Origin of the sequence: Sphingomonas sp. (assembly GCF_036269755.1) — a bacterium.
Taxonomy (GTDB): domain Bacteria; phylum Pseudomonadota; class Alphaproteobacteria; order Sphingomonadales; family Sphingomonadaceae; genus Sphingomonas.
Map to the genome: position 1 here is coordinate 11,884 of NZ_DATBDV010000005.1, position 26,721 is coordinate 38,604.

Annotated in this window: 27 protein-coding genes; 15 read left to right on the forward strand and 12 right to left on the reverse strand. The window is 67.5% G+C overall.

All coding sequences use genetic code 11. The features are described from left to right. The first annotated feature begins 136 nt into the window (after positions 1-136). Positions 137-700 (forward strand): CHAP domain-containing protein, encoded by a 564-nt coding sequence (locus tag VH326_RS05595; RefSeq protein ID WP_329630817.1) that lies wholly within the window; start codon positions 137-139, stop codon positions 698-700. Positions 701-813: 113 nt separating this feature from the next. Next, complete coding sequence (locus VH326_RS05600; protein ID WP_329630818.1) at positions 814-1,992, forward strand: vWA domain-containing protein; 1,179 nt, start codon at positions 814-816, stop codon at positions 1,990-1,992. A gap of 3 nt (positions 1,993-1,995) precedes the next feature. Here VH326_RS05600 and VH326_RS05605 read toward each other — a convergent pair whose 3' ends face one another. From VH326_RS05605 to VH326_RS05625, 5 genes are all read right to left on the reverse strand, one after another. Further along, positions 1,996-2,139: a hypothetical protein gene (locus tag VH326_RS05605; protein ID WP_329630819.1), complete on the reverse strand. Its 144-nt coding sequence runs from the start codon at positions 2,137-2,139 to the stop codon at positions 1,996-1,998. Positions 2,140-2,263: 124 nt separating this feature from the next. Then, a complete protein-coding gene (locus VH326_RS05610) occupies positions 2,264-3,130 on the reverse strand; it encodes a hypothetical protein (protein ID WP_329630820.1) in 867 nt (288 codons plus the stop codon). A 7-nt stretch (positions 3,131-3,137) separates the two neighbouring features. Further along, entirely contained in the window at positions 3,138-4,334 is a 1,197-nt protein-coding gene (locus VH326_RS05615; RefSeq protein ID WP_329630821.1) for a DUF1343 domain-containing protein, read from the reverse strand. 104 nt (positions 4,335-4,438) lie between these two features. Then, positions 4,439-4,852, reverse strand: a complete 414-nt coding sequence (locus tag VH326_RS05620) for a DOMON-like domain-containing protein (protein WP_329630822.1) — start codon at positions 4,850-4,852, stop codon at positions 4,439-4,441. Between the two features lie 202 nt (positions 4,853-5,054). Next, positions 5,055-5,351, reverse strand: coding sequence for a GIY-YIG nuclease family protein (locus tag VH326_RS05625; protein ID WP_329630823.1), 297 nt, complete (start codon positions 5,349-5,351; stop codon positions 5,055-5,057). A gap of 98 nt (positions 5,352-5,449) precedes the next feature. On the opposite strand from VH326_RS05625, the gene rimO reads away from it, so the two are divergent. Beyond that, positions 5,450-6,778 carry a 30S ribosomal protein S12 methylthiotransferase RimO gene (rimO, locus tag VH326_RS05630; protein WP_329630824.1) on the forward strand — a complete coding sequence of 443 codons (1,329 nt, stop codon included), beginning with the start codon at positions 5,450-5,452 and terminating at the stop codon, positions 6,776-6,778. 12 nt (positions 6,779-6,790) lie between these two features. Here the strand turns inward: rimO and VH326_RS05635 are convergent, their stop codons facing one another. Further along, a complete protein-coding gene (locus VH326_RS05635; RefSeq protein WP_329630825.1) occupies positions 6,791-7,060 on the reverse strand; it encodes a hypothetical protein in 270 nt (89 codons plus the stop codon). 240 nt (positions 7,061-7,300) lie between these two features. On the opposite strand from VH326_RS05635, the gene VH326_RS05640 reads away from it, so the two are divergent. The 3 genes from VH326_RS05640 to VH326_RS05650 all read left to right on the forward strand — a co-directional run bounded on the left by VH326_RS05640 (position 7,301) and on the right by VH326_RS05650 (position 11,244). Then, a complete protein-coding gene (locus VH326_RS05640) occupies positions 7,301-8,293 on the forward strand; it encodes a hypothetical protein (RefSeq protein WP_329630826.1) in 993 nt (330 codons plus the stop codon). A 162-nt stretch (positions 8,294-8,455) separates the two neighbouring features. Next, the gene (locus tag VH326_RS05645; protein WP_329630827.1) at positions 8,456-9,859 is read left to right on the forward strand and encodes a serine hydrolase domain-containing protein; all 1,404 of its coding nucleotides are present in this window, start codon (positions 8,456-8,458) and stop codon (positions 9,857-9,859) included. Further along, complete coding sequence (locus tag VH326_RS05650) at positions 9,856-11,244, forward strand: leucyl aminopeptidase family protein (RefSeq protein WP_329630828.1); 1,389 nt, start codon at positions 9,856-9,858, stop codon at positions 11,242-11,244. The genes VH326_RS05645 and VH326_RS05650 overlap by 4 nt, the downstream gene beginning before the upstream one ends. Before the next feature lie 99 nt (positions 11,245-11,343). Here VH326_RS05650 and VH326_RS05655 read toward each other — a convergent pair whose 3' ends face one another. Beyond that, a complete protein-coding gene (locus VH326_RS05655) occupies positions 11,344-11,886 on the reverse strand; it encodes a cupin domain-containing protein (RefSeq protein WP_329630829.1) in 543 nt (180 codons plus the stop codon). Continuing rightward, positions 11,883-12,629, reverse strand: coding sequence for a triose-phosphate isomerase (gene tpiA / locus VH326_RS05660; protein ID WP_329630830.1), 747 nt, complete (start codon positions 12,627-12,629; stop codon positions 11,883-11,885). The genes VH326_RS05655 and tpiA overlap by 4 nt, the downstream gene beginning before the upstream one ends. 122 nt (positions 12,630-12,751) lie before the next feature. Between tpiA and VH326_RS05665 the strand changes: the two genes are divergently transcribed. Both VH326_RS05665 and VH326_RS05670 read left to right on the forward strand, forming a co-directional pair. Beyond that, positions 12,752-14,737, forward strand: a complete 1,986-nt coding sequence (locus tag VH326_RS05665) for a peptidylprolyl isomerase (protein WP_329630831.1) — start codon at positions 12,752-12,754, stop codon at positions 14,735-14,737. Beyond that, the gene (locus tag VH326_RS05670) at positions 14,734-16,248 is read left to right on the forward strand and encodes an anthranilate synthase component I family protein (RefSeq protein ID WP_329630832.1); all 1,515 of its coding nucleotides are present in this window, start codon (positions 14,734-14,736) and stop codon (positions 16,246-16,248) included. Before VH326_RS05665 ends, VH326_RS05670 begins: the two co-directional genes overlap by 4 nt. Positions 16,249-16,327: 79 nt before the next feature. Here the strand turns inward: VH326_RS05670 and VH326_RS05675 are convergent, their stop codons facing one another. Next, positions 16,328-16,756: a hypothetical protein gene (locus VH326_RS05675; RefSeq protein ID WP_329630833.1), complete on the reverse strand. Its 429-nt coding sequence runs from the start codon at positions 16,754-16,756 to the stop codon at positions 16,328-16,330. 147 nt (positions 16,757-16,903) lie between these two features. Between VH326_RS05675 and VH326_RS05680 the strand changes: the two genes are divergently transcribed. From VH326_RS05680 to moaC, 4 genes are read left to right on the forward strand one after another with little or no spacing between them, the layout of a single operon-like run. Beyond that, positions 16,904-17,488, forward strand: coding sequence for an aminodeoxychorismate/anthranilate synthase component II (locus VH326_RS05680; RefSeq protein WP_329630834.1), 585 nt, complete (start codon positions 16,904-16,906; stop codon positions 17,486-17,488). Then, entirely contained in the window at positions 17,485-18,480 is a 996-nt protein-coding gene (trpD, locus tag VH326_RS05685; RefSeq protein WP_329630835.1) for an anthranilate phosphoribosyltransferase, read from the forward strand. Before VH326_RS05680 ends, trpD begins: the two co-directional genes overlap by 4 nt. After that, the gene (gene trpC / locus VH326_RS05690) at positions 18,477-19,268 is read left to right on the forward strand and encodes an indole-3-glycerol phosphate synthase TrpC (protein ID WP_329630836.1); all 792 of its coding nucleotides are present in this window, start codon (positions 18,477-18,479) and stop codon (positions 19,266-19,268) included. The genes trpD and trpC overlap by 4 nt, the downstream gene beginning before the upstream one ends. Positions 19,269-19,316: 48 nt before the next feature. Further along, positions 19,317-19,835: a cyclic pyranopterin monophosphate synthase MoaC gene (gene moaC / locus VH326_RS05695; protein WP_329630837.1), complete on the forward strand. Its 519-nt coding sequence runs from the start codon at positions 19,317-19,319 to the stop codon at positions 19,833-19,835. Here moaC and VH326_RS05700 read toward each other — a convergent pair. After that, positions 19,832-20,476, reverse strand: a complete 645-nt coding sequence (locus VH326_RS05700) for a hypothetical protein (RefSeq protein ID WP_329630838.1) — start codon at positions 20,474-20,476, stop codon at positions 19,832-19,834. The genes moaC and VH326_RS05700 overlap by 4 nt on opposite strands. 58 nt (positions 20,477-20,534) lie before the next feature. Further along, positions 20,535-20,927, reverse strand: a complete 393-nt coding sequence (locus tag VH326_RS05705; protein ID WP_329630839.1) for a (R)-mandelonitrile lyase — start codon at positions 20,925-20,927, stop codon at positions 20,535-20,537. Between the two features lie 94 nt (positions 20,928-21,021). Between VH326_RS05705 and glp the strand changes: the two genes are divergently transcribed. Together glp and lexA are read left to right on the forward strand one after the other, a co-directional pair. Beyond that, positions 21,022-22,212: a gephyrin-like molybdotransferase Glp gene (gene glp / locus VH326_RS05710; protein ID WP_329630840.1), complete on the forward strand. Its 1,191-nt coding sequence runs from the start codon at positions 21,022-21,024 to the stop codon at positions 22,210-22,212. 57 nt (positions 22,213-22,269) lie between these two features. Continuing rightward, complete coding sequence (gene lexA, locus VH326_RS05715; RefSeq protein ID WP_329630841.1) at positions 22,270-22,938, forward strand: transcriptional repressor LexA; 669 nt, start codon at positions 22,270-22,272, stop codon at positions 22,936-22,938. Here the strand turns inward: lexA and VH326_RS05720 are convergent. After that, a complete protein-coding gene (locus tag VH326_RS05720; protein WP_329630842.1) occupies positions 22,829-25,246 on the reverse strand; it encodes a ComEC/Rec2 family competence protein in 2,418 nt (805 codons plus the stop codon). The genes lexA and VH326_RS05720 overlap by 110 nt on opposite strands. A gap of 26 nt (positions 25,247-25,272) precedes the next feature. Between VH326_RS05720 and gltX the strand changes: the two genes are divergently transcribed. After that, the gene (gene gltX / locus VH326_RS05725) at positions 25,273-26,706 is read left to right on the forward strand and encodes a glutamate--tRNA ligase (RefSeq protein WP_329630843.1); all 1,434 of its coding nucleotides are present in this window, start codon (positions 25,273-25,275) and stop codon (positions 26,704-26,706) included. Positions 26,707-26,721 lie beyond the last annotated feature (15 nt).

Consider the following 26,721-nt stretch of genomic DNA (forward strand, 5'->3'; position numbering starts at 1 on the left):
GTCAAGCTTGGATTTTACCTCATCATCCATTGCCGATCCATCGGCAGCCCTCGCCGCCCGCGAAACCCGGTCAACGCCGCGTTAGGGATATCCGCCAACGCTATCGTCAACCATGCCGCCTTATCCGGGTCGCGGCATGAGGGGCGGGACCATCCTTTTCTGTGTGACGACGGCGATCCTTGCTGGGATCGCGACGCTCCCCGCGCAAGCCAGCTCGCTGCTCGATTATGTCGGCCAGTGCGTCCCGTTCGCGCGCGCGGCTTCGGGCATCCAGATCTATGGCGACGCCTGGACGTGGTGGGACCAGGCGGAGGGCCGTTACAAGCGCGGCGATGCGCCCCGGGTCGGTGCCGTCGCGGTGTTCCGCAAGACCAGCCGGCTGCCGCTCGGCCATGTCGCGGTGATCAGCCGCGTGATCGACAGCCGCGTCGTGATGGTGACCCACGCCAATTGGTCGCGCCAGAACGGCGAGCGTGGGCATGCCGAGCAGGACGTGACGCTGACCGACGTCAGCCCCGACAATGACTGGAGCGAAGTCCGCGTCTGGTACCGCGACGCCGAAGGGCTCGGCTCGACCACCTTCCCGCTTTACGGGTTCATCTATCCGGCGACGACCGACGGATCGCGGGTAAAATCGGCGCCGGAACTGACCAGCAGGCAACCCGACTATGTCGGTGCGCTGATCGACGCGTATCGCTGAATTCTCCTCTCCCGCTTGCGGGAGGGGCCGGGGGTGGGCATGTCTCAAGCAGACAAGTTATACAGGCCCACCCCTAACCCCTCCCGCAAGCGGGAGGGGAACGAAAGCCAGCGATGTTCTTCAACTTCCTAGACGAGCTTCGCGCCGCCGGCATTCCGGCGAGCCTGAAGGAGCACCTCATCCTGCTCGAGGCGCTCGACAAGGACGTGATCGGCCGCACGCCCGAGGATTTCTATTACCTCAGCCGCGCGGTGTACGTGAAGGACGAGGGGCTGCTCGATCGCTTCGATCAGGTGTTCGCCAAGGTCTTCAAGGGAATCGCGACGAGCTATGGCGCGCAAGCCGCGGAAATCCCAGCCGATTGGCTCAAGGCCATCGCCGAAAAGTACCTGACGCCCGAGGAAATGGCGGCGATTCAGTCGCTCGGTTCGTGGGACGAGATCATGGAGACGCTCAAGCAGCGGCTCGAGGAACAGGAAAAGCGCCACCAAGGCGGCAACAAGTGGATCGGCACCGGCGGGACCTCGCCCTACGGCAATGGCGGCTACAACCCCGAAGGCGTGCGGATCGGCGGCGAGTCGAAGCACGGCAAGGCGCTCAAGGTGTGGGATCAGCGCGAGTTCAGGAACCTCGACAACACCCGCGAGCTCGGCACGCGCAACATCAAGATCGCGCTGCGCCGCCTGCGCCGTTTCGCGCGCGAAGGATCGGCCGACGAGCTCGACATGGACGCGACGATCGAGGGCACCGCGCGGCAGGGCTGGCTCGACATCCATATGCGGCCCGAGCGGCACAATGCGGTCAAGCTGCTGCTGTTCCTCGACGTCGGCGGATCGATGGACCCGTGGGTCAAGCTTTGCGAGGAATTGTTCTCGGCCGCGACCTCGGAGTTCAAGAACATGGAGTTCTTCTATTTCCACAATTGCCCGTATGAAGGCGTGTGGAAGGACAATCGCCGCCGGTTTGCCGAGCGCACGCCGATGTGGGACGTGCTCCACAAGTTCGGCCACGACTACAAGCTGGTGCTCGTCGGCGACGCGTCGATGAGCCCGTACGAGATCACCCATCCGGGCGGGTCGGTCGAGCATTTCAACGAGGAATCGGGCGCGGTGTGGATGCACCGGCTGACCAATACCTATCCCGCCGCGGTGTGGCTCAACCCGATCAAGGAAGAGCAATGGGGCTATTCGCAGTCGATCAAGATCATGCGGGAACTGGTCAACGACCGCATGTACCCGCTGACGCTGGCTGGGCTGGATGATGCGATGCGCGAGTTGACGCGGAAACGGTGAGGGTCAGCCGCAGAGCGACGCCAGTTTCGCCTCGAATTTCGCCGCCAGCGCGAGCCGGCGGGCGCGCGCTTCGACCGTCAGCGCGGTGCGTGCGGCGACTTGCTCCTGCGCCAGGCGGCGCGCGTAAAAACGAATGTCCGATTCCATTGGGCTGGTCCCCGCCCCGCGATTCCCTGAGCTTGATCCATGTCAGGTATCGAAGCGAATGCACCTGCTTTGGGACTAAGCGACAGCGACTCGCGCCAGAGCGTTGGAATGACTCGGATTTCGGTCACTTTCCCTTGGCGATACGCCGCGCAATGGCGTTGCGCTCGCTCACCGCGCCGTCGAGACCGTCGCTCGCATAGAGCGCGCGGAGATACGCCGTGTCGGTAGCGGTCAATCCGCGCGGGTGAGTCGCGGTGCCGTCGAGCAGCGACAGGATCGTTTCGGTCGCCCCGCCCGGCGCGGGCGTGCGCGTGACCGCGAGCCCGCGCATCGCGGCATAATCGGCGATCTGGCGCAGGCTCAGCCCCACCGTCGCGGCCTGATCGATGACGACGAACGATCCCTCGACGTCCTGCCGGTTGGGCTGTCGGACGATCGACGCCGAGCGGACGCGAAACGCGGGCGCGGCGCCCAGCGGGTCGCGGGTCGTCGCGCCGCGCGGCGCGCCGACGCCTTCGCCGTCTTCGTTGCGCAACGACGTGATGCTCCACGCCCGCGCCGGGCCCGGAGCGGCCAACGCGTCGACATCCGCGCTGCTCAGGCCAGTCAGCCAGCCCGGACGGTTGACACGCATGTCGCGGACCAGCGCCGCGCCGTCGCTCGCCACGATGACGATCAAATTGGCCGAGCATTTGGCGTTTTTCGCAACCGGCGCCTTCACCGCCACGGCGTCCTCGCGGATGCGGCTTTCGACGATCGCCGTATAGTCGCGCGGCAGGCCGATCACGCTGGGGCAGACCGGCTGGTGGAACCGCGCGAGCTGGCCGTCGCTGCGCACCGAAATATTGGCGACATAGGTCTGGGCGGCCTTGCGGTCGGGCAGAGAGCGGCCGCGGATGACGATTTCGTCCTGCCGCCCCGCGGCAGCTTGCGCGAGCGCCATGCCGGGGCCGATCGCCAGCAGGGTAGAAAGCAGGAAACGCACGACCATCATCGGCTCAATACAGCAAATGCGGCCGGCGAACGTCCGCCCAGGCGATTTCGTCAGGGGCGGTCGCGGCATTGAGGTCGCCCGGTTCGGCCGCGGCATCGTCGACCCAGGAGCGCAAGCCCGGTCCGGCGTTGATGACGTCGATCGCGAGCTTGTCGAACTCGTATTCGTACGGGAAATCGCGCCACAGATCGTAATCGGGATAGAGTGCGCGGATCGCCTTGAAGCCGAGCGCCTGAAGCCGCCACGGCTGGAACGCTTCGTGGTCGTACGCGGCGCCTTCGGCATGGATGAACACGCCGTTGCACAATTGGCCGGCATGCTTGTGGAAGGTCGGCTGGAACCAGATGTCGCGCAACGTGCAGCCGTTCAGCCAGTGCGGGGCGATCCGGCGCATCTCGGCGATCACCGCCTTGGCATCCACGTCGGGCGCGCCGAACAGTTCGAGCGGACGCGTGGTGCCGCGCCCTTCGCTCAAATTGGTGCCTTCGAGCATCACCGTGCCCGCATAGGCGCGCGCCATGTTGACGTTGGCGGCATTGGGGCTCGGGTTGATCCAAACGCGCTCCGGCGGCCAGCCGAAGCCAGGCGCGGTGTCGGGCGCCCACCCCTCCATCGTGATCACGCGGTAATCGAGGTCGAGCTTGAAGTGATCGACGAACCAATGGCCGAGCTCGCCCAGCGTCATGCCGTGCCGCATCGGCATCGGCCCGGCGCCGACGAAGCTTTCCCAGCCCGGCAGCAATGTAAGTCCCTCGACAGGGCGCCCCGCGGGGTTAGGGCGATCGAGCACCCACACCGACTTGCCGTGCTCGGCGGCGGCTTGGAGCACGTACAGCAGGGTCGTGACGAAGGTGTAGATCCGGCACCCGACATCCTGCAGGTCGATCAGGATCGTGTCGAACGTGCCCATCGACTGGCCGCAGGGACGCCGCACCTCGCCGTACAGGCTGAACACCGGAATGTTGTAGGTCGCGTCGGTGAAGTCGGGCGACTCCATCATATTGTCCTGAAGGTCGCCGCGCACGCCATGCTGCGGTCCGAACATCGCCGAGACGTTGACGCCGGCCGCGACGAGCGCGTCGAGCGAATGCGTCAGGCCGGCAGTGACCGACGCCGGGTGGGCGAGGAGCGCGACGCGCTTGCCCTCGAGCGGCTTGCGGAGGTCTGGGTCGGCGAGCAGGCGGTCGATACCGAATTTCATGGCGCGCCGTACAACCTTCTCTACGCTTCCCCGGCGAAAGGCCGGGGCCCAGCCGCGACCCGCCCGATGCTGGGCCCCGGCCTTCGCCGGGGAAGCGTGAGGGGTCAAGAGCGTTCAGGGGCCGGGAGCGTCGCGATAAAGCAATCCGGGTTGTGGAAATCGGGTGGGCCGGGGGCATGCGCGAGCGCCCAGTACGATTTGGTGCCGTCCTTGGCTTCGATCACGGCGGCGAGGTTGAGGCGCCAATCCGCCAGCGTGTCGACGAGATCGACCGACGCCCTCAGCACGGGTGACCGCCAAGAAAAAACGGGTGCGAATGGCGCGTGCCGCATTCCTTGTCGGCAGGCATCGAACGAATAGGCCGCCCACTCGCCAGACGGAGAGAAGTTCAATTCTGTATAGGCTGGCGATGCCGCAGGCTGCACGAAAGCTTCGAAGCAGGTGTGTTTCCATAATTCGTCGGCGCGTGCGGGGCCGACGGGGCCGGGCCACTGCACCCGATCGAGTTCGCCCTCCACCGAATAGAGTATCGCGAGCGTCGTGCCGGCGCGTTCGAGCGATGCACGGATTGCGGATACCGCTGAACTTGCGAAATCGGGATGCCGCGTAAGAGACAATTGCACCGTTACGCCTCCCCGGCGAAGGCCGGGGGCCAGCATCGGGCCGCTCGCAGCTGGACCGCGGCCTTCGCCGGGGAAACGTATGGAGGTTGAGCGACGTTCAAGGCCGCGCGATCCTCTCGTACAAATCCTCCCATTCGGGATTCATCCCTTCGATCTCGCGCAATTTCCACGCACGGTTCCATTCCCTCATTCTGCGTTCGCGCAAGCGGGCCGAGGCCAGGTCGCCATGTTGTTCGTACCAGACCAGCAACTTGCAGCCATGCCGTTTGGTGAAGCCTTCGACCAAGCCTTCGCGGTGTTCCCAGGCGCGGCGGATCAGGTCGTCGGTTGAACCGAGATAGATCGTGCCGTTTCGCCTGCTGGCCATGATGTAGACGTAGGACGGCGTTTCCATAACCAACGCTCCGCAGCTGGCCCCCGGCCTTCGCCGGGGAGGCGTAGATTGTGGCGCTGGAAAATTCCCCCGACAATCGCTATGTGCCGCGCCTCCCCATGGCAACAATTCTCCCCCCCCCGCCCCGTGTGGGCATGGTCTCGCTCGGCTGTCCCAAGAATCTGGTCGACAGCGAGCGTATCCTGACCAAGCTGCGCTCCGACGGCTATCAGATGTCGCCCGATTATGCGGGCGCCGACGTCGTCTTGGTCAACACCTGCGGCTTTCTCGATTCCGCCAAGGAGGAGAGCCTCGAAGCGATCGGCGAGGCGATCGCGGAGAATGGCCGAGTCATCGTCACGGGCTGCATGGGCAAGGAAGCCGAGGTCATCCGCACCCGCTTCCCCGACGTGCTCGCGATCACCGGCGCGCACGAATACGAGCAAGTCGTCGGCGCGGTGCACGACGCGGCGCCGATGCCGCCCAACGCGTTCCTCAACCTCGTGCCCGAAGGCGGGCTCAAGCTTACGCCGCGGCATTACAGCTATCTCAAGATTTCGGAGGGCTGCAACCACCGCTGCGCGTTCTGCATCATTCCGTCGCTGCGCGGCGACCTGGTGTCGCGCCGCCCCGACGCGATCCTGCGCGAGGCGGAGAAGCTGGTCGAGGCGGGCACGAAGGAATTGCTGGTGATCAGCCAGGATACCTCGGCGTACGGCGTCGATATCCGGCATCACCCGCGCATGTGGCATGGCAGCGAGGTTCGCGCGCACATGACCGATCTAGCGCGCGAGCTTGGAAAAATAGCCCCCTGGGTACGCCTCCACTACGTCTACCCCTACCCGCACGTCGACCAGGTCATCCCGCTGATGGCCGAGGGGCTGATCCTTCCGTACCTCGACATCCCGTTCCAGCACGCCAGCCGCAACGTCCTCAAGCTAATGCGCCGTCCGGCCAATGAGGCCAAGGTGCTCGAGCGCGTCCACAAGTGGCGCGAAATCTGTCCCGACATCGCGATCCGATCGACCTTCGTCGTCGGCTTTCCCGGCGAGACCGAGGAGGATTTCCAGTATTTGCTCGACTGGCTCGACGAAGCGCAACTCGACCGAGTCGGCGCGTTCCGGTTCGAACCGGTCGAGGGGGCGGCCGCCAACGCGCTGCCCGATCCGGTGCCCGAAGCGGTCAAGGAAGAGCGCTATGCCCGGATCATGGAGAAGACCGCGGCGATCAGCGCGGCGAAGCTCGCGGCCAAGGTCGGGCGAACGCTGCCGGTGATCATCGACGCGGTCGATGAAGACGGTGGCGCGACGGGTCGTTCGCAGGCCGACGCTCCCGAGATCGACGGCGAGGTGTTCCTGCGCGACGCCGGGCACCTAAAGGTCGGCGATATCGTGCTCGTCGCCATCGAGGATGCCGACGAGCACGATCTCTACGGTGTTCCGGCCTGAGCGCCGGAGCGGCTAGCGCTTGCCGCCCATCGCCATCAGCGACGCTATCGCGGTCGCGACGAACGTGCCGCCGAAGAACGCGGCGGTCGCGGTGGCCATGAACCCGCCGTCACGGAGTTCCGGCGCGAACACGCTGATCGCGACGATTCCGCCGATCGCGCCGAGTATGCCGTAAGCGAGGTCCCACCACGGCTCCGGATCGGGAACAGGATGCGGGCCGCGCCACCAGCCCGGCCATTTCGTCCCGCACCAACCCATCATGGCGGCGAATGCGTATAACATAGGAGACCTCCCCTTCTCTGATCGGACAGGACATTCCGTTTTTCCCGCCCCGGCTGAGCATCTACAGTATTTTTGCCAATCAGGAAACTATTGAGGCCGGTCTCGGCTGGTCTCACCATCAACAGCGCTACAACATTCAGTTGGTCGCGCATGTTGGACCTTTTATTTGCCACGCTCTTCGTCCCGTTTCCGGACGCCGCCGATTTGCCCTTCCGGCAACAGCTGAACTAGGGTCGCGGCATGAATCGGGCGTGGACCACCCTGTTCGGGCTGCTCGCAGCGTTGCACGCGGTGCCCGCGGTATCGGCGCAAACCGCGGCGCCGCCGCGCGAAATCGTCTCCGGCGTCGATCCGCTCCAGATGGGGACTGACGATTTCATCCGGCTCGCCGATCCCGCCTTATGGACCGACCTGAAGGTCACGCGCATCGAGTTCCGCGACGACCGCGCGTTCTGGCGGCTGTATCGGATCGTCAACCTGCGCAAGCCCACCGGCCCGCTGTGGTTCGTCCCGCACGATAACGAGAATGCGGCGTTCGAGGCGGCGGTCTACGCGGTTCGCTCGTACGGGGGCGAAGTGGTCGCGGTGGAGGAAGCGCGCTCGGTCTCAGGCCCCGACAGCCGGATGAACGGCGATGTCGCCTACGGCCGCTCGATCGATCCCAACCGCAATTTCCGCGACGACACGCCTGCTTATGCCGATGCGGTGCTCGCCGATCTCGGCAGCCCTGCGCGGATGATCGTCGCGCTCCACACCAACGAGGCTGGGTACGATTCGAAGGAATCGACCTGCGGCCCGCCGCCGCCGGCCTATACCGGCAGGGGCGAGATTTCGGTGCTGCTGTGCAGCGACCTCTATACGCCGCGCCGCTCGGTCAGCGGGCGCTGGCCGTTCGACGACACCGACAGCGTCGCGATCGTTTCGTACCTCGGCGACCGCGCGCCGATGAGCGGATTCTGCGCGCGGCCGCTCGCCGATGCCGACATGAACATCATGTTCGAGCATGTCGTGACCTCCGACGGGTCGCTGTCCAACTACGCGCTGTTCCGCGGGCTGCCCTACGTCAATTTCGAGACTCAGGATCGCGGGGTTTTGTCCGAAGGACTTGGCGATTCGCGCAGCCGGTTGCTGGCGATGATCGGCACGGCGATGGCGCGGTGCGCGCCGATCGAAGGGATCGCGCTGCGGGTGCCTGAGCGCCAACGGCGGGGCAAGCACAAGAAAGGGCGCTAGCGACGACACACGCTTTCCCGGCGAAGGCCGGGGCCCAGCATCGGGCCGCTCGCAATTGGGCCCCGGCCTTCGCCGGGGAAGCGTTTATGAACTGAATGCGCTCTAGCACCCGCCAATCGAGCGGCTATGGTGCACGCCTCTCTGCCAGTCACAGGACCGCCGATGCTCCGTTTCCGCGCACTCGCCCTTCCCTTCGCCCTGATCGCCGCGCCTGCCCTCGCGCAGGATTTGAGCGCGGCCGATGCCGCCAAGGCCGACGCCATCGTCACCGACACGTTGGCCAAGACCGGCGTTCCCTCGGCGTCGATCGCGATCGTGCGCGACGGAAAGATCGTGTTCGCCAGAGCCTATGGCAAGCAGTCCGAAACGCTCGCCACCGCCAGCGCCGACCGCCCCTACCAGATCGCTTCGATCTCGAAGCAATTCACCGCCGCGGCGATCCTGCTGCTCGAGGACGAGGGCAAGTTGAGCCTCGACGACACTGTGTCGAAATGGGTGCCGGGCGTCACCGACGGCGACAAGATTACGATCCGCGAATTGCTCAGCCATACGTCCGGGCTGCAGGATTACTGGCCGCAGGATTACAGCTTCGCGCTGATGGCGACACCGACGACGCCGCAGGGGATCGTCGATCGCTGGGCGAAGAAGCCGCTCGATTTCGCGCCTGGCTCGCAATGGCAATATTCCAACACCGGCTACGTCGTCGCAGGAATGATCGTCGAAAAGGCGTCGGGCAAGCCGTTGCTCGTTTTCCTCCAGGAGAGAATCTTCAAGCCGCTCGGGATCAAGGCGATCGATCAGGATCTCGCGGTCGGCAAGGATTTCCCGCAAGGCTATGGCCGCTTCGCGCTCGGCCCGGTGCGGCCGGAGAAGCCCGCCGGCCGCGGCTGGCTGTACGCGGCGGGCGAACTGGCGATGTCGGCGAGCGACCTCGCCAAATGGGACATTGCGCGGATCGACCGCAGCGTGCTCCCGCCCGACGATTGGAAGGCGCAGGAAACCACGGTCAAGCTGACCGACGGCAAGGACACCGGCTATGGGCTCGGCGTGTTCGTCGGCAACGCCAATGGCCACCGAGTCATCGAGCATAGCGGCGAAGCGGTCGGCTTCATCTCCGAGAATCTGGTCTATCCCGACGACAAGGCCGCGTTCGTGGTGCTGACCAATTCGTGGTCGGCGGGCGCCGCGTCGCAGATCGCGGGGAAGCTCGCGACGACGTTCCTCCCGAATTCGGCGCTAACCGCCTCGACCGAGGATGCGCAGGCCGCCGCCAAGGCGCGGCAAGTGTTCGACGAGCTGCGCGGCGGCACGCTCGACCGCTCGCTGCTGACGGAGGATGCCAACTATTATTTCACGCCCACCGCGATCGCCGATTATCGCACCAGCCTCGCCCTGCTCGGCGACCCGCAGAGTTTCGCCCAGACCGGCCGCACCAATCTGCGCGGCGGGTTCGTGTTGCGCGGCTATACGATCAAATATCCCGACCGCACGCTGCGGCTGAGCACCTTCTTCGATCCCGCGACTGGCAAGATCGAGCAGTTCCTGGTCACCCCGAGCGGCCAGTGACCGACTTCGCCGCTTTGCTCCAGCCCGACCGCGGGCAACTCGCGCGGGACATCGAGGTCGTCTACCCCGATGCCTTCGCCGATTGGCTGAAGGCGCAGCCGCCGCGCGTGCGGGCGACGCTCGGCGCGCACCAGGTGACGGGCAAGGCGGGGAACAAGGCGATCCTGCCGGGCGATGCAGCGGACGACTGGTCGGTGCTGCATGTGTGCGACGAGGATGTCGCGTCGCCGTGGCGGATCGCGTCGCAACCCGATTTCCTGCCCGAGGGGACATATCGGCTGAAGCATGGCGAGATCGGCGCGGCGGGGCTCGGCTGGCTGCTCGCGCAGCATCGGTTCGAGCGGTACGCCAAGGCCGAGAAGGATGCCGGTTCGCGAGTCCTGCTCACCAGCGACCCTGCCGCGATCGACGAAACGGTCCGGCTGGCGCAAGCGACCGCCTTGGTCCGCGATCTCGTCAACACTGGCTCGTCCGACATGGGCCCGGCCGAGCTCGAGGCCGAGGCGGACAAGCTCGCCAGAAAGCACGACGCGACTCTGACCGTCACGCGCGGCGATGCACTCCACAAAGGTTATCCGATGATCGACGCGGTCGGCCGCGCCGCCGCCAAGCACCGCGCGCCCCGGCTGATCGAACTCGAATGGGGCAACCCCAAGCATCCGCGTATCGCGGTGGTCGGCAAGGGCGTGTGCTTCGACTCAGGGGGCCTAGACATCAAGCCGGCGGCGGGCATGCGGCTGATGAAGAAGGATATGGGCGGCGCGGCGCACGCGCTGGCATTGGCGAGCCTGGTAATGGACGCGCGGCTCAAGGTGCGGCTGCATCTGCTGATCCCGGCGGTCGAGAACGCGATCTCCGCCGATGCATTTCGTCCTGGCGATGTGCTGCGGACGCGCAAGGGTCTGACGGTCGAGAACACCAATACCGACGCCGAAGGGCGGTTGGTGCTCGGCGATGCGCTGACCAAGGCGGGTGAGGACAAGCCGGCGTTGGTGATCGATTACGCCACGCTGACCGGTGCCGCGCGTGTCGCGCTAGGCCCGGATCTGCCGGCGACGTTCGTCAACGACGAGGCGCTGGCGAGCGAACTGCTCGCGGCGGGTACGGCGGCGTACGACCCGCTGTGGCGGATGCCGCTGTGGGACGGCTATGACGACTACCTCAAGTCCGACATCGCCGACCTGATCAACGCGCCCGACAATGGCTATGCCGGCGCGGTCACCGCCGCCCTCTTCCTCCGCCGATTCGCGCCCGAGGGTGTGCCCTGGGCGCACCTCGATACGTTCGCGTGGCGTCCGAATGCGAAACCGGCGCGGCCGAAGGGCGGTGAGGCGTACGGACTGCGAGCCGCGTGGGCGATGTTGAAGGGGCGGTACGCAGCCTAACCAATACGCTTCCCCGGCGAAGGCCGGGGCCCAGTTTACTACCGGCCCGATGCTGGGCCCCGGCCTTCACCGGGGAAGCGTTTGCATTTCGTGCCCGGTTCAGCGCGCCGCGTCGATCAGCACGAACGCCACGCGACAAATCGCGTTGCCGCGATTCTCCCAGCCGTGCGCCGTGCCGCGCTGGATCAGGATGTCGCCCGCGCGGAGCACGGCTTCGCCCAAGTCCATCACCGCGACGATCTCGCCCGACAGTATGATCGCATAGTCGATCGTGTCGGTGGTGTGCATGCTCGCCGAGCGCGCGCTGCCCTCGTGGTGCGTCGCGTCCGGATAGAGCGCGGCGAACACCGCTTTGGCGGCGGCGGCGCGTTCCTGCGGCGTCGAATCGCCGATCGGCGGGAAGTCGATCACGCGCAGCACGGTGCCGCCGGGCGGCGGGAGCACGCCGCGATGTTCGGTGATGTCGTCGGGCGCGTTGATCGCACTGGGAGCGGCGGCGGTGCGCCACATGTTGGTGCTGCGGTAGGTCGTGCCGGGAAGCGTGAACTCGGCGGGGCTGGCGCCGTCCTCCTCGATGTACGACCGGCCGTCATCGTCGATCGCGGTCAGCGCGCGGCGCGGCGTCGGCAGCGCTTCGCTCACAGCTTGGCCGCGGCCTCGATGATCGGCACGAACTTGGCGGCGGTCAGGCTGGCGCCGCCGACCAGCGCGCCGTCGACATCGCTCGCACCCAACAATTCGGTCGCGTTGTCGGGCGTCACCGAACCGCCATAGAGCAAGCGCATCTTGTCCGCCTCGCCCCCGATCAGCGCGCGAAGCTTGGCGCGGATCGCGCCGTGCATCGCCGCCACGTCGCCCACCGTCGGCGTGCGGCCGGTGCCGATCGCCCAGACCGGCTCGTAGGCGATCGACAGCCAGTCCGCCGCCGCGCCTTCGGGCAGCGAGCCCGCGATCTGCGCGGTCACCACCGCTTCGGCGTGCCCCGCATCGCGCTGCTCGAGCGTCTCCCCGACGCACAGGATCGCGGCGATGCCGTTGCGCCGCGCGGCCTCCGCCTTGCCCCTCACGTCGGCGTCGGTCTCGTGCTGGTCGGCGCGGCGTTCGCTGTGGCCGACGATGGTGAAGCTGGCGCCCGCCTCCTTCACCATCGCCGCCGAGACGCAGCCGGTATGCGCCCCCTTGTCCGCGGCATGGATGTCCTCCGCGCCGATGCTCAGCCCCGGCACGCGCGCATGCGCCGGCGCGATCAAGGTCGCCGGCACCGCGATCGCGACATCGACCCGAGGCGCGGCCTTGGCCGCCGCGGCGATGCCGTCGAGCTCGGCCAACGCCGCTGCGTCCCCGTTCATCTTCCAATTGCCCGCGATCAGCTTGCGACGAGTCATCGGTCCTCCAGCGCTTTATCGATGCGATAGCGCGCACGGGCCGCGAGGCAAGCGTCCGCGCTTGATGCAGCGACGGACGCCCCCTAAAGCGAGCGATCATTTTACTATTCTGATCGGCTTTCATGCTCACTCTTCTTCGCGGTATGCTGAGTTCCACCGCCGGCAAGGTCATCGCGCTCATTATCGTCGTCGTCATCGGGCTGGCGTTCGGGCTGGGCGACGTGACCGGATTGCGGTCGAGCGCGCTCGGCGGGGGCAGCACCGGCGGCGACACGCTGGCGAAGGTCGGCAGCCAGTCGATCAGCGCGGCCGAGACCAAGGCCGATGTCGAGCGGACGATGGACATCTATCGGCAGCAATATCCGCAGCTGACGATGGAGGAGTTCGTCACCAAGGGCGGCTTCGACCAGCCGCTCGACGACAAGATCAACCAGCTCGCGCTCGAGGAGTTCGGCCACGATCAGGGGATCCGCGTCGGCCGCGCGCTGGCGGACAGCGATCTGACCACCAATCCGCGCTTCAAGGGGCTCGACGGCAAGTTCGACAGCGAGGCGTACAAGGCGTTCCTCGCGCAGTCGCGGATCAGCGACAGCCAGCTTCATCAGGAGATTTCGCGCCAGGTGATGGCGCGGCTTCTGGTCGGCCCGATGGTGCCGCCATCGCTCGGCAAGGTCTTGGCACCGGTGACGATCGCCACCCCCTATGCGTCGATGCTGCTCGAAAAGCGGACCGGGACGATCGCGTTCATCGACACGCGCAAGATCCCCGCGGGTGCGCCGGTTACCGATGCCGAAGCCGCCGATTACTATAAGCGCAATATCGCGCGCTACACGGTGCCCGAGCGGCGCATCATGCGCTACGCGGCGGTGACGCTCGATGCGCTCAAGGCGAAGTCGGCGCCGACCGATGCGGAGGTCGCCGCGGCGTACAAGGCGCAGGCCGCGCAGTTCGCGCCGTCCGAGACCCGATCCTTGCGCCAGGTCGTGTTGCTCGACCAGAAGAGCGCGGAGGCGCTGGCGGCAACGGTGCGCGGCGGCACCACGATCGAGGCGGCGGCGAAGGCGGTCGGGCTCGATGCGGGCTTGCTCGCGGACCAGACCAAGGCGGGCTATGCCGGCCAGACCTCTCCCGCGATCGCCGACCAGGTGTTCGCCGCGGCGCAGGGCGCGACGATCGGCCCGGTCAAGACTCCGCTCGGCTGGGCGGTGGTGCACGTCGAAAAGATCACCAAGAACCCCGGCAAGACGCTCGACCAAGCCAAGCCCGATCTGGTCAAGCAATTGACCGAGCAAAAGACGCAAATCGCGGCGAGCAACATGCGCTCGCAGATCAGCGACGCGATTTCGAACAGCGCGACGCTCGACGAGATCGCGAAGAACTTGGGGCTGACGCTGCAAAGCTCGGCGCCGCTCGACGCGCAAGGGGTCGATCCCGACGCCAAGACCCCGCCGGCGCAGCCCGATCCGCTCAACGCCTCGCTCTCCGAACTCGGCTTTCAGTCCGAGGTCGGCGACGATCCGCAAGTCGCGCCGGTCGGCCGCGACGGCAGCTTCGTGCTCGCCAAGCTCGACAAGGTGGTGCCAGCCGCGCCGCGCCCGATCGCGGCGGTGATGGACCAGGTCAAGAAGGACTTCCTCGTCGACCGCCAGGTCAAGCAGGCGCGCGCCGCGGCCGTCGCCGTGGTCGACAAGGTGAACAAGGGCGTGCCGCTGTCGAAGGCGCTGGCGGAGACCGGGCTCAAGCTAGATGCGACCAAGCCGATGGCAGCCAATCGCGGGCAATTGGTGGCGTCGCGCCAGCCGCCGCCCCCGCTCGTCCTGCTATTCAGCATGAGCCAGGGCACCGCCAAGATGCTCCAGGCGCCGTACAAGGGCGGCTGGTTCGTGATCGTCGAAGATTCGATCGAGCGCGGCGACGCGCGCTCCAAGCCCGATCTGGTCGCAAAGATGCGCGGCGACCTCGGCGCGACCGCGGGCGACGAATACGCGCAGCAATTCCTCCGCGCGGTCCGCAACCAAGTCGGCGTCAAGCGCAACGAAGCGGCGATCAGCACGTTGCGCGCCAGCCTGCTCGGGCAGAACCAGGGCGACGCGACCGGCGGCCAATGAGCGAACCGGAAGGCGCCGAGGCAGCGCGGTCGGCGCTCGCGAACGGCCGGCCGGCGCTGGTCTGGCGGCGGCAGGTCGCCGATACCGAGACCCCGGTCGCCGCCGCGTTGAAGCTGATCGAGCCGGGGCGTGGCGACTTCCTGCTCGAATCGGTCGAGGGCGGCGCGGTGCGCGGGCGGCACAGCCTTTTGGGGCTCGCGCCCGACCTGCTGTTCCGCGCGCACGGTCGGACCGCCCAGATCAACCGCCACTGGCTGACCGACCGCTCCGCGTTCGCGCCGGCCGGACGGCCGACGCTCGATGCGTTGCGCGACCTCGTCGCGGCGTGCCGGATGGACACAGTGCCCGCGGAGCTGCCGCGCGCGCTCGCCTGCCTGGTCGGCTATTTCGGCTATGAGACGATCGGGCTGGTCGAGGATTTGCCGCGCGCCGGCGACGGCGGGATCGGCTTGCCCGACATGGTGTTCGTGCGCCCGACAATGGTGCTGATCTTCGACCGGCTTGCCGATCATCTGTTCTTCGTCGCGCCGCTCTGGCCGGATTCGGGCCTCTCGCCGGAACAGGCAGTGGCACTGGCCGAAGAGCGGATCGACGCGGTCGCCGCGAAGCTTGTCAGCGCCGCGGTAGCGCCTGCCCGCACGATCGACCTCGCCGAACCGGTGCCGACCCCGGTGTTGCCCGCCGGCGCCTATCGCGAGGTGGTGCTGAAGGCGAAGGCGTATATTGCGGCGGGCGACGTGTTCCAGGTCGTACTCGCGCAGCGCTTCACCGCGCCGTTCGCGCTGCCGCCGTTCGAGCTGTATCGCGCGTTGCGGCGGATCAATCCGTCGCCCTTTCTCTATTTCCTCGATCTCCCCGGCTTCGCTTTGTCGGGATCGAGCCCCGAAATCCTCGTCCGCGTGCGCGACGGCGAAGTGACGATCCGCCCGATCGCGGGCACGCGGCCGCGCGGTACGTCGGCGACCGAGGACGAGGACAACCGCGCCTCATTGCTCGCCGACCCCAAGGAGCGCGCCGAGCATCTGATGCTGCTCGACCTTGGCCGCAACGACGCCGGCCGAGTCGCCGCGCCGGGCAGCGTGGCCGTGACCGACAGCTATGCCGTCGAATTCTACAGCCACGTCATGCACATCGTCTCGAACGTCACCGCGCGGCTCGATGCCGGCAAGGACGCGCTCGACGCGCTGTTCGCCGGCTTTCCGGCGGGCACCGTGTCCGGCGCGCCAAAGGTGCGCGCGTGCGAGATCATCGCCGAACTCGAGCCCGAAGCGCGCGGGGCGTACGCCGGCGGCGTCGGCTATTTCTCGCCCGACGGATCGATGGATTCGTGCATCGTGCTCAGGACCGCGGTGGTGAAGGACGGCGTCATGCACGTCCAGGCCGGCGCCGGGATCGTCGCCGACTCGACTCCGGAATACGAACAGCGCGAGTGCGAGGCCAAAGCCGGCGCGCTGTTCGCCGCCGCGCGCGAAGCGGTGGCGCGGGCGCAAGACACGCGGTTCGGGCAATAGTTTACGTCACCCCAGCAAAAGCCGGCGTCTCTTCGTTACAAAAAGATACCGGCCTTCGCTGGCATGACGTTTCGGGCGATCACTCCCCGTTCGACTCGTTCGGATCCTGCCCGTTCGCCTTGGCGCGCCGCTCGGCGGCGAACGCGCGCGCCGCGGCTCGCGCACAGCCGGTCTGGCCGCCCGTACCCACCGGGGAACACGTATCGGGCAGCCCAGCCGCCTCACGCCCGGTTTGCTCGTCGGCGGCGACTCGGTTGGTCCACGCCTGGCGGTTGGGCGGGATCGGCCCGGCACCACGCAGCGCCTTGGGGATCCGATAGGGCTCGTCGACCGTGGTGCAGACAACGATCTCGTCACCGGTCGAGGGCGGGCATTTCTCGTCGGGAGTCGTCAGCGTGACCGACCGGATCCGCTTGGGCGGCTGGCTCGAATCGGCGGACTTGTCCTGCGCGATTGCGGTCGCGGGGAGCGCGAGCAACGTCAAAGCGGCGAACGCGGTGCGGATCATGGCTTGCGACCTTTCTTGTGCGTCATCAACGCCCCCGATTTGGGATCGATCCCGTATCATTCGAGCCCCCCGGCGTCCAAATCGCGGCGAAACAAGGGCGCGAGGCCGATTGTCGTCGCAGGCCATACCGGCTAGCGCGCGCTTCGCATGATCCTCGTCCTCGACAATTACGACAGCTTCACCTGGAACCTCGTCCATTATCTGATGGAGCTGGGCCAGCAGGTGAAGGTCGTGCGCAACGACGCGCTCACCGTGCCGGAGGCGATGGCGAGCGGTGCGGATGCGTTCCTGATCTCGCCGGGGCCGTGCACCCCCAACGAAGCCGGGATCAGCCTCGATCTCGTCGCCGCGTGCGCCGACGCGCGATGGCCGTTGCTCGGCGTGTGCCTGGGACACCAGGCGATCGGCCAGCATTTCGGCGGGCGCGTCGTGCGCGGCGGGCTGATGCACGGCAAGACCTCGGCGATTACGCATGACGGCAGCGGAATATTCGCTGGCCTGCCCTCGCCGTTTCGCGCGACTCGCTACCATTCGCTGGTGGTCGAAGATGTGCCGAGCGAGCTGATCGTCAACGCGACGGCGGACGACGGCTTCACGATGGGATTCCGCCACGCCGAACTGCCGATCCACGGGGTGCAGTTCCACCCCGAAAGCATCGCGACTGAGCATGGCCATGTAATGCTCGCGAATTTCCTCGAGATTGCCGGCCTGAAGCCGAAGGCGCTGGCGTGACCACCTTCACTCCCCTCCCCGACCCCTCGACACCGCTGAGCCACGAATCCGCGCGGCAGGCGTTCGCCGATATCCTCGACGCGAAGACCAGCGAGGACGCGGTCGCCGACTTCCTGATCGCGCTGTCGGATCGCGGCGAAACGAGCATCGAGATCGCCGAGGCCGCGCGCGCGCTGCGCGACCGGCTGATCCCGATCGACGCGCCACCCAATGCGATCGACGTGTGCGGCACCGGCGGCGACGGGCACCACACGCTCAACGTCTCGACCGCGGTCAGCCTTGTCGTCGCGGCCTCGGGCGTGCCGGTCGCCAAGCACGGCAACCGCGCCGCCTCGTCCAAGGCGGGCGCCGCCGACACGCTCGAGGCACTCGGGCTCGACATGGAGCGCGCGGGCAATCTCGCGCAGGCGACCCTCGACGATCTCGGCATCTGCTTCCTGTTCGCCGCCAACCACCACCCCGCGATGAAGCGGATCACCCCGATCCGCCGCCGCATCGGCAAGCGCACGATCTTTAACCTGATGGGCCCACTCGCCAACCCGGCGCGCGTGACTCGCCAGCTGATCGGGATCGCGCGCCCCGATTATGCCGAAACCTATGCCGAGGCACTCGGCGCGCTCGGCACCGAAGCCGGGCTGATCGTGGCGGGCGAGGAAGGGCTCGACGAAGTGTCGGGCGCCGGGCCGACGATCGCCATCGCGGTCGGCCAGCTTTGCGTCGCCCCCCGCATCGCGCCCGAAGACGCCGGCCTCCCCCGCCATCCGATCGCCGCGATCCATGGCGGCGACCCGGCCTATAACGCCGCCGCGCTGCGCCGGCTGCTCGAGGGCGAGCCCGGCGCGTATCGCGACGCGGTGCTGCTCAACGCCGCCGCGGCGTTGCTCGTGGCGGGCAAGGTCGAGGATTTGCGCGAAGGCGCCGAGGAAGCCGCCGAAACGATCGACAAGGGCTTGGCCAACGCCTTGCTCGACTGCTGGATCGCGTATCGATGAGCACGATCCTCGACCGCATCCTCGAGACCAAGCGCGCCGAGGTCGCCGCCAAGAAGGCGACCATGTCGCTCGCCAGTCTAGAGGCGATGATGGCGCGCCGCGACAGCCCGCGCGGGTTCAAGCGCGCGCTCGACAAGAAGGCCAAGTCGGGCCCCGCGCTGATCGCCGAGATCAAGAAAGCTAGCCCGTCGAAGGGCGTGATCCGCGCCGAATTCGACCCCCCGGCGCATGCCCGCGCGTATCAGAAGGGCGGCGCGACGTGCCTGTCGGTGCTGACCGACGAAACCTATTTCCAGGGCGACGATAGCTATTTGAGCCAGGTCCACGACGCGGTGCCGCTGCCGCTGCTGCGCAAGGACTTCATGATCGACCCATGGCAAGCGCATGAGAGCCGCGCTCTGGGGGCCGACGCGATATTGATCATCGTCGCCGCGTTGGACGATTCGCGGATGGCGGAGATCGAGGCGGCAGCGATCGATTGCCGGCTCGACGTGCTGGTCGAGGTCCATGGCCAGCGCGAGCTCGACCGCGCGCTGCGGCTCAAGTCGCGCCTGATTGGAGTCAACAACCGCGACTTGCGCGATTTCACCGTCAGCTTCGACCGCACCTACGAGCTCGTCGGCAAGGCGCCCAAGGATTGCACCTTCGTCGCGGAAAGCGGGCTGACGAGCCACACCGACCTCGCCGCGATGCGCGAACACGGGGTTAAGTGTTTCCTGGTCGGCGAGAGTTTGATGCGTGCGGATGACATCGCGGCGGCGACGCGGGAATTGCTTGGCGCACCCTAAACTCCCCTCCCGCTTGCGGGAGGGGCTGGGGGAGGGCATGTCTTCACAATGTCCTTCGTTGGCAGTCCCTCCCCCGACCCCTCCCGCAAGCGGGAGGGGAATTTGACCCATCTCGACGACACCGGCGCGGCGCGGATGGTCGACGTATCGGGCAAGCCCGACACGCAACGCCGCGCCGTCGCCACCGGGCGCATCGCGATGTCGACCGAGGCCGCCGCCGCGATCCGCGATGGAGCGGTGCCGAAGGGCGACGTGATCGCCGCCGCGCGGATCGCCGGCATCATGGCGGCCAAGCGCACCGGCGATTTGATCCCGCTCTGTCACCCGTTGCCGATCACTAGCGCGAACATCCACTTCGCGCTCGACGACAGCGGCGTCACCGCCACCGCAACGATCACCACCACGGGCAAGACCGGGGTCGAGATGGAAGCAATGACCGCCGTGTCGGTCGCGCTGCTGACGATCTACGACATGGCCAAGGCGATCGACAAAGGCATGACGATGGGCGGGGTGCGGCTGCTCGAAAAGAGCGGCGGCAAATCGGGCGAGTGGCGCGCCAACCGCTAGCGCTTCACCACCTTGCGGAATCGGATCGAGCGGCCGTAGCGGTCGAGCAACAGATCGGCGCCCGCACGGCGGAGCGGGACGCCACGGAAATCGACCTTGCCGATATCGTTGGGCTCGAAGCGGAAGTCGAATTGATATCCCTTGGCCGGATCGATCGTCACAACGTCGCTCCGCAGTTCGAACATGTCGAACGACAGCGCGATCCTGGTCGGCGGGTTGGCCGTCTCGATCGGGACAGAAGTGTCATCCTCGCCCAGTTGCTGGTCGATCTGGCGGCCGTCCTTGAGCAGGATGTGCACGTCGAACAACTGCTGGTTGATCTCTCCGGGCAGGTCGAGCGCGACTCGCAATGTCCCGGGTGCGGCCGGCTTCTGACCGACGAGGCTGAATCGCGGCGGAGTCACCTTGTCGCTGGTCAGCAGCACCTGGCGATCATCGGCGGTCCATTGCCCCACCGCCTCCTCGTCGAGCGCGCCGTACGAAAGCCCGTATTCGAAGCGGCCGTTCGCCTTCAGCGAGATCCCCGCCGCCATCTCCATCTGGCTGCCGTTGTAATCGCCCACCAGCTTGGCGGGATGAGAGCCGGGCGCGGTCGCGGGCGCCGCGGCGACGAGTCCCAGCAGGATCAGCGATTTGAGCATCCGGCGCACTCCCCCTGCCCGGCCGATGCGCCTCGCCTACGCCTTTCCAGCGTGCCGATCACGCATATTGTTCGTCGCTGACCTTCTCCATCCAATCGACCACCTTGCCGTCGAGCGCCTCGGCGATCGCGACGTGAGTCATTGCGGTGGTCGCGGTCGCGCCGTGCCAGTGCTTTTCGTGCGGCGCGAACCAGACGATGTCGCCGGGCCGGATTTCCTCCTTCGCGCCACCCTCGCGCTGCGCCCAGCCGAGCCCGCCGGTGACGATCAAAGTCTGCCCCAGCGGGTGGGTATGCCACGCCGTCCGAGCGCCGGGCTCGAACGTCACGATTGCCCCGCCGATACGCGCGGGCTCTTCGCCCTTGAACGGCGAATCGAGCCGGACGGTGCCGGTGAAATAGTCTGCCGGCCCCGGCGCCGAGGGCTGCGATCCGTTGCGGGTGATACGCATGGGAGTTCTCCGATCGTGGCGGCTAACGTTCGATCGCCATGTTCTGCTCCGTAAAGGCTGTCGCACGAGGCCGTGGCTGTGGCATGGCGAGTCGATGACTTCCAACTCGCTGATCTCGGTCGATGAAGCGCGCGCGCGGCTGTTCGCGATGGCGCCGCAAGTCGCCAGCGAAACCGTGCCGCTCGGCCAAGCAGCGGGTCGGTGGGCGGCGGCGCCGGTTATCGCGTCGCGGTCGCAGCCCGGCGCGGACGTGTCGGCGATGGACGGCTATGCGATCCGCTTCGCCGACCTGCCCGGCCCGTGGCGAGTCGTCGGCGAAAGCGCGGCGGGCCGGAGTTTTGCGGGGCCGGTCGGCCCCGGCGAGGCGGCGCGGATCTTTACCGGGGCGGGCGTGCCCGACGGTGCCGATACCGTGTTGGTGCAGGAAGAGGCGGCGCGGGAGGGCGACACCCTGACGCTGACCGGCGAAGGGCCGCCGTGGCTCGGCCGTAACATCCGCCGCAAGGGACTCGATTTTTCGCAGGGCGACACGTTGATCGAGGCCGGCGCTCGGCTGACTCCGGCGCGGATCGCGCTGGCGGCGACCGGCGGGCACGGAACGCTGGCGGTCAACCGGCGGCTTCGCGTCACGATCATGGCAACCGGCGATGAACTGGTCGCGCCGGGCACCGAAAGCAGCGATCCGCTCGCGCTGCCCGAAGGCAATAGCGCGATGATCGCCGCGATGATTGCCGACCTCCCGGTAAACGTCACACTGCCCGAAATCGTACCCGACCGCCTCGGCGCGCTCACCGCCGCGTTCGCCGAGGCGCAGGCCCACATCATCGTCACCACCGGCGGCGCGTCGGTGGGCGACCACGACCTCGTGCGACCCGCACTCGAAGCCGCCGGCGGCAGGATCGATTTCTGGCGGATCGCGCTCCGCCCGGGCAAGCCGATGCTCGCCGGGCGGCTCGGCGAGGCGGTGGTGCTCGGTCTGCCGGGCAACCCCGTATCGGCGTTCGTCACCGCGACGCTGTTCCTCCGCCCGCTGATCGCCGCGATGGCGGGCGCCGCCGATCCGCTCCCGCGGCGCCTTACCGCGACGCTCGGCGAGCCGCTCCCCGCCAACGATCATCGCGAGGATTATCTGCGCGCGACGATGGTCGACGGCCGCGCCCACACCGCCGTCCAGGACAGTTCGATGCTCGCGACGCTGGCGCGCGCCGACTGCCTGATCATTCGCGAAGCGCATGCTCCGGCCGCGCAAATCGGCGATACGGTGCAGATCATTACGCTCGCTTGACTTGGTCCGCGATGTTCCATATTAGTTCCACGTCTGTTCTGGACGGAGGAACACGGGATGCTCACCAGGAAGCAGCATGAGCTGATCTGCTTCATCAACGATCGCCTGAACGAAACCGGCGTATCGCCCTCATTCGAGGAGATGAAGGAGGCACTCGACCTCAAGTCGAAATCGGGCGTGCACCGGCTGATCTCGGCGCTCGAGGAGCGTCAGTTCCTCCGCCGCCTGCCCAATCGCGCCCGCGCCCTCGAAGTGCTCAAGATGCCCGAGCGCGCGGAGAAGCGCGGCGGCACGGCTTTGCCCAAGGGCAACAATTTCCGCCCGATGCCCGAGCCCGCCAACGACGTGGTCGAGATCCCGTTGCACGGCCGCATCGCCGCCGGCGTTCCGATCGAGGCGTTCGAAGGGTCGGCGATGCTCGCGGTGCCTGCTGCACTGCTCGGCAGTGGCGAGCATTACGCGCTCGAAGTCGCGGGCGACTCGATGGTCGAGGCCGGCATCCTCGACGGCGACTATGCGCTGATCCGCCGCACCGACGTCGCGCGCGATGGCGAGATCGTCGTGGCGCTGATCGAGGAAGAGGAAGCGACGCTCAAATATTTCCGCCGCGAGGGCGCTATGGTCCGGCTCGACCCGGCCAACCGGGCATACGACCCGCAGCGTTATTCGCCCGCCCAGGTGCGCGTGCAAGGCCGGCTCGCGGGACTGTTGCGGCGCTACGACTGAGCGCGCCCGCGACCGCCCAGGGATGCGTGTCGCCGGGCTGGCGGACGGTGACGATCCGCCCGCTCGACAGCGCGATCGCGATGCCGCCGGTGTTGCGCAAGGCGGTGCTGTCGAGCTTGAGCCAGTGCGGCGTACAGCTACGTGGCAAGCGGCGGTCGCTGACGACGATGTCGGCGGTGCGGCACGCGGTCGAAAGCTGGTCCATCGGCAGCTGATAGAGGCTGCGAGTCGCGAGGATTCGGAACGACCGCCCCCCGGACGCGATCACCGCCAGGCAGGCATCGGGCGAGCAACTGGCAAAGGGTTGTTCGGACAAGAGCATGGCATCGCCATCGACCCCGGCATTCTCCGCCATCGTTTGCCTGGCATAGTCCCCCGATCTGTCGCGCAGCATCGCGATGCCGCCGTCGGGGGTGCGCACCGCGAGATGCTCGCCGTCGCCCGAGATCAGCAGGTCCGGCGCCGGCGTCGCGAGCGCCCACGCCGCCCCTGCAAGGAACGGGAGGACGCCTGCCATTCGCGCCCGCGTCCGCCACAGCGTGATCCACAACCCGCCGACGATCATCAGCCCGTAGGCGCCGAGCGGCATTGCCGGAAGCATCGCGAGCGACCCCGGCGCGCCCGCGGCCAAATGCGCGATCCACAGCAGCAACGCGAGCGCCTTGCCCGCCAGCCACCAGAACGGCGCGCCGAGCCCGATCGAATCGAACACCAGCGCCAGCGCCTCGGCCGGCATGATCACGAAGGTCGTCAGCGGGATCGCGAAGATGTTGGCGAGTGCGCCGTACAGCCCCTCCTTGTGAAAGTGGTACAGCGCGATCGGCGACAGCGCGATCTCGACCACGGTCCCCGTCAACAGCAGCGAAGCGATCTCGCGCCTGACCTTGCGCCACCGCGATTCGTCGCGCTTCATGAACCAGCCCTTCACCGTCGGCTGCTCGTGTAGCGCGACGATCGATCCGACCGCCGCGAACGACAGCTGGAAGCTGGGACCCATCAGCGCTTCGGGCCATACCAGCATGACCAGGAACGCGCCGGCCGCGACGAGCCGCAGCGTAATCGCCTCGCGCCCCATCGCCAGCGCGGCGAGCACCAGCAACGCGGCGATACACGATCGCATCGTCGGCACCTGATCGCCCGTCAGCATCGTGTACCCGATCGCCGCCAGCGCCCCCGCCCCCGCCGCGATCACCGGAATCCGCGCGCGGAGCGCGAGCCACGGCCACAGCGCGAGCAACCGAGTGACGATCCAGATCGTGAAGGCCACCGCCGCGGTGATGTGCAGCCCGCTGACCGACAGCAGGTGCGCAAGCCCCGATCGGCGCATCGCGGTCGAATCCTCCTGCGTGATCGCGCCCTCGTCGCCCGCCGCGAGCGCCGCGGCGATTCCGCCGGCGCTACCCGGCAACTCGGCCTCGATATGTGCGGCGAGCGCGGCACGCAGCCCGTTCGACGGGGCGCCGCGGGTGACGAGGGCGACGGGGGCAATGCCCTTCCCCGTCGCACCGAGGCCATCGAACCACGCCACGCGGCGGAAATCGTACGCGCCGGGGACGGTGGCTTCGTTGGGCGGCATCAGCCGCGCCTGGAGCTTGATCACCGCGCCGGAGGAGAGGTCGGCAGGCATATCGGCTTGTGCGAGATTGATGCGGATATGCGGGGGTAAGGTCACGGCTTGGGGCTCGTCTCCGACGCTCTCACACCCAACGCTTCCCCGGCGAAAGCCGGGGCCCGGTTGGGAACGGCCAATTGGAGAGCGTTGCGCGTCGTTACATCCGTTCCCCCAACTGGGCCCCGGCCTGCGCCGGGGAGGCGCGAAAGAGGGTGGCGTCGAGGTGTTTTGCACAGCCCTCTCCGCCGCAATCGGCGCCAGCCGCAATCGCACGACCTCGCGCGCCGGCAGCGGTTCGACGCTCTCGACCCGCGCGGTCATCGTAACGATCGCCGGCCGCGCCAGCACCGGCGCCGCGACTCTTTCCGCGCGCCACCACGCCAGCGCTATCCCCAACGCCATCACCGCCGCGCCGATCGCGATCGCTCGCCCAGCGCGCCCGTGCCGTCCGACCGCGACCGCCGCCAGCGCCACGGCGGTCAGCGCCACGATCATCGCGCGCCATTCCGCCGGATCGGGCAGGACGAACCACGCGGCGATCCCCGCGCCCAACGCGACCGGCAGCCACAACGGTAGCTGATCGCGCTCCGCTTCCAGCCAGTTTTCGAGTGCATGGCGCGCACGCAGACCCCTCGCGGCCTGCGTTTGAAGCCACGGAACGTGCGTGCTAGAGGCCCCCTCGGCGATCGTCGCCATACAGTTCAGCTTGGGAGCACGCGCGGTTGAGCGCAAGTTCTGATCCCGGGTCGCCCGTCGGCGCGCCCGCCAACACGGTCGTAACCCGGTTCGCGCCCTCGCCCACCGGCTTCCTGCACATCGGCGGCGCGCGCACCGCGTTGTTCAACCTGCTGTTCGCGCGGCATCATGGCGGCAAGTTCCTGCTCAGGATCGAGGACACCGATCGCGCGCGGTCGACCCAGCCCGCGATCGACGCGATTCTCGACGGCATGCGCTGGCTCGATTTGAACTGGGACGGCGACGAATATTACCAGTTCGCCCGCGCCGACCGCCACGCCGCAGTGGCGCGCGACATGGTCGAGAAGGGCGCGGCGTATCGCTGCTACCTGACGCAGGACGAGCTTGCGCAAATGCGCGCCGAGGCCGAAGCCGCGAAAAAGCCGCTGCGCATCCGCTCGCCGTGGCGCGACCGAGCGAACAACGACGCGGACGCGCCCTACGTCATCCGCCTCAAGGCGCCGACCGAGGGCGCGACCACGATTGACGACCGAGTGCAGGGCGAAGTGACGGTCCAGAACAGCGAGATCGACGATCTCGTCCTGCTGCGGTCGGACGGGAACCCGACCTATATGCTCGCGGTGGTGGTCGACGATCACGACATGGGCGTCACCCACGTCATCCGCGGCGACGATCACCTCAACAACGCGTTCCGCCAGCTGCCGATCTACCGCGCGATGGGATGGCCCGAGCCGACCTACGCGCACATCCCGCTGATCCACGGATCGGACGGCGCCAAGCTGTCGAAGCGCCACGGCGCGCTCGGCGTCGACGCGTATCGCGACGAAATGGGGCTGCTGCCCGAAGCGGTCGACAATTATCTGCTCCGGCTCGGCTGGGGGCATGGCGACGCCGAGATCATCAGCCGCGAGCAGGCGATCGAGTGGTTCGACCTCGACGGGGTCGGCAAGTCGCCGAGCCGGTTCGACATCAAGAAGCTCGAGAATCTCAACGGCCATTATATTCGCGAGGCCGACGACGCTCGGCTGGCCGATCTGGTCGCGGCGCGCCTGCCCCTCGAGCTCACGGCGACGCATCGCGATCTGCTGCAACGAACGATGCCGGTGCTCAAGCCGCGCGCTGCCAATCTCAACGATCTCGCGGACGGTGCGATGTTCCTGTTTCGCACGCGGCCGCTGCCGGTTGACGCGGACGCCGAGCCGTTGTTGCAAGGCGACGCGCCTGCAATTCTGGCGCGCGTCCACGCCACGCTTGACGCCGTCGCCGGCTGGGATACGGAGGCGCTCGAACCAGCGGTTCGGCAGGTCGCCGAGGATTCCGGGGTCAAGCTCGGCCAAGTCGCGCAGCCCTTACGCGCGGCGCTGACCGGCAAGCGCACCTCGCCCGGCATCTTCGACGTGCTGGCATTGCTCGGCCGCGAAGAGAGCCTGGGCCGCATCGCCGACCAAATGGCAGCCTGAACAAGTTTCGAAGGG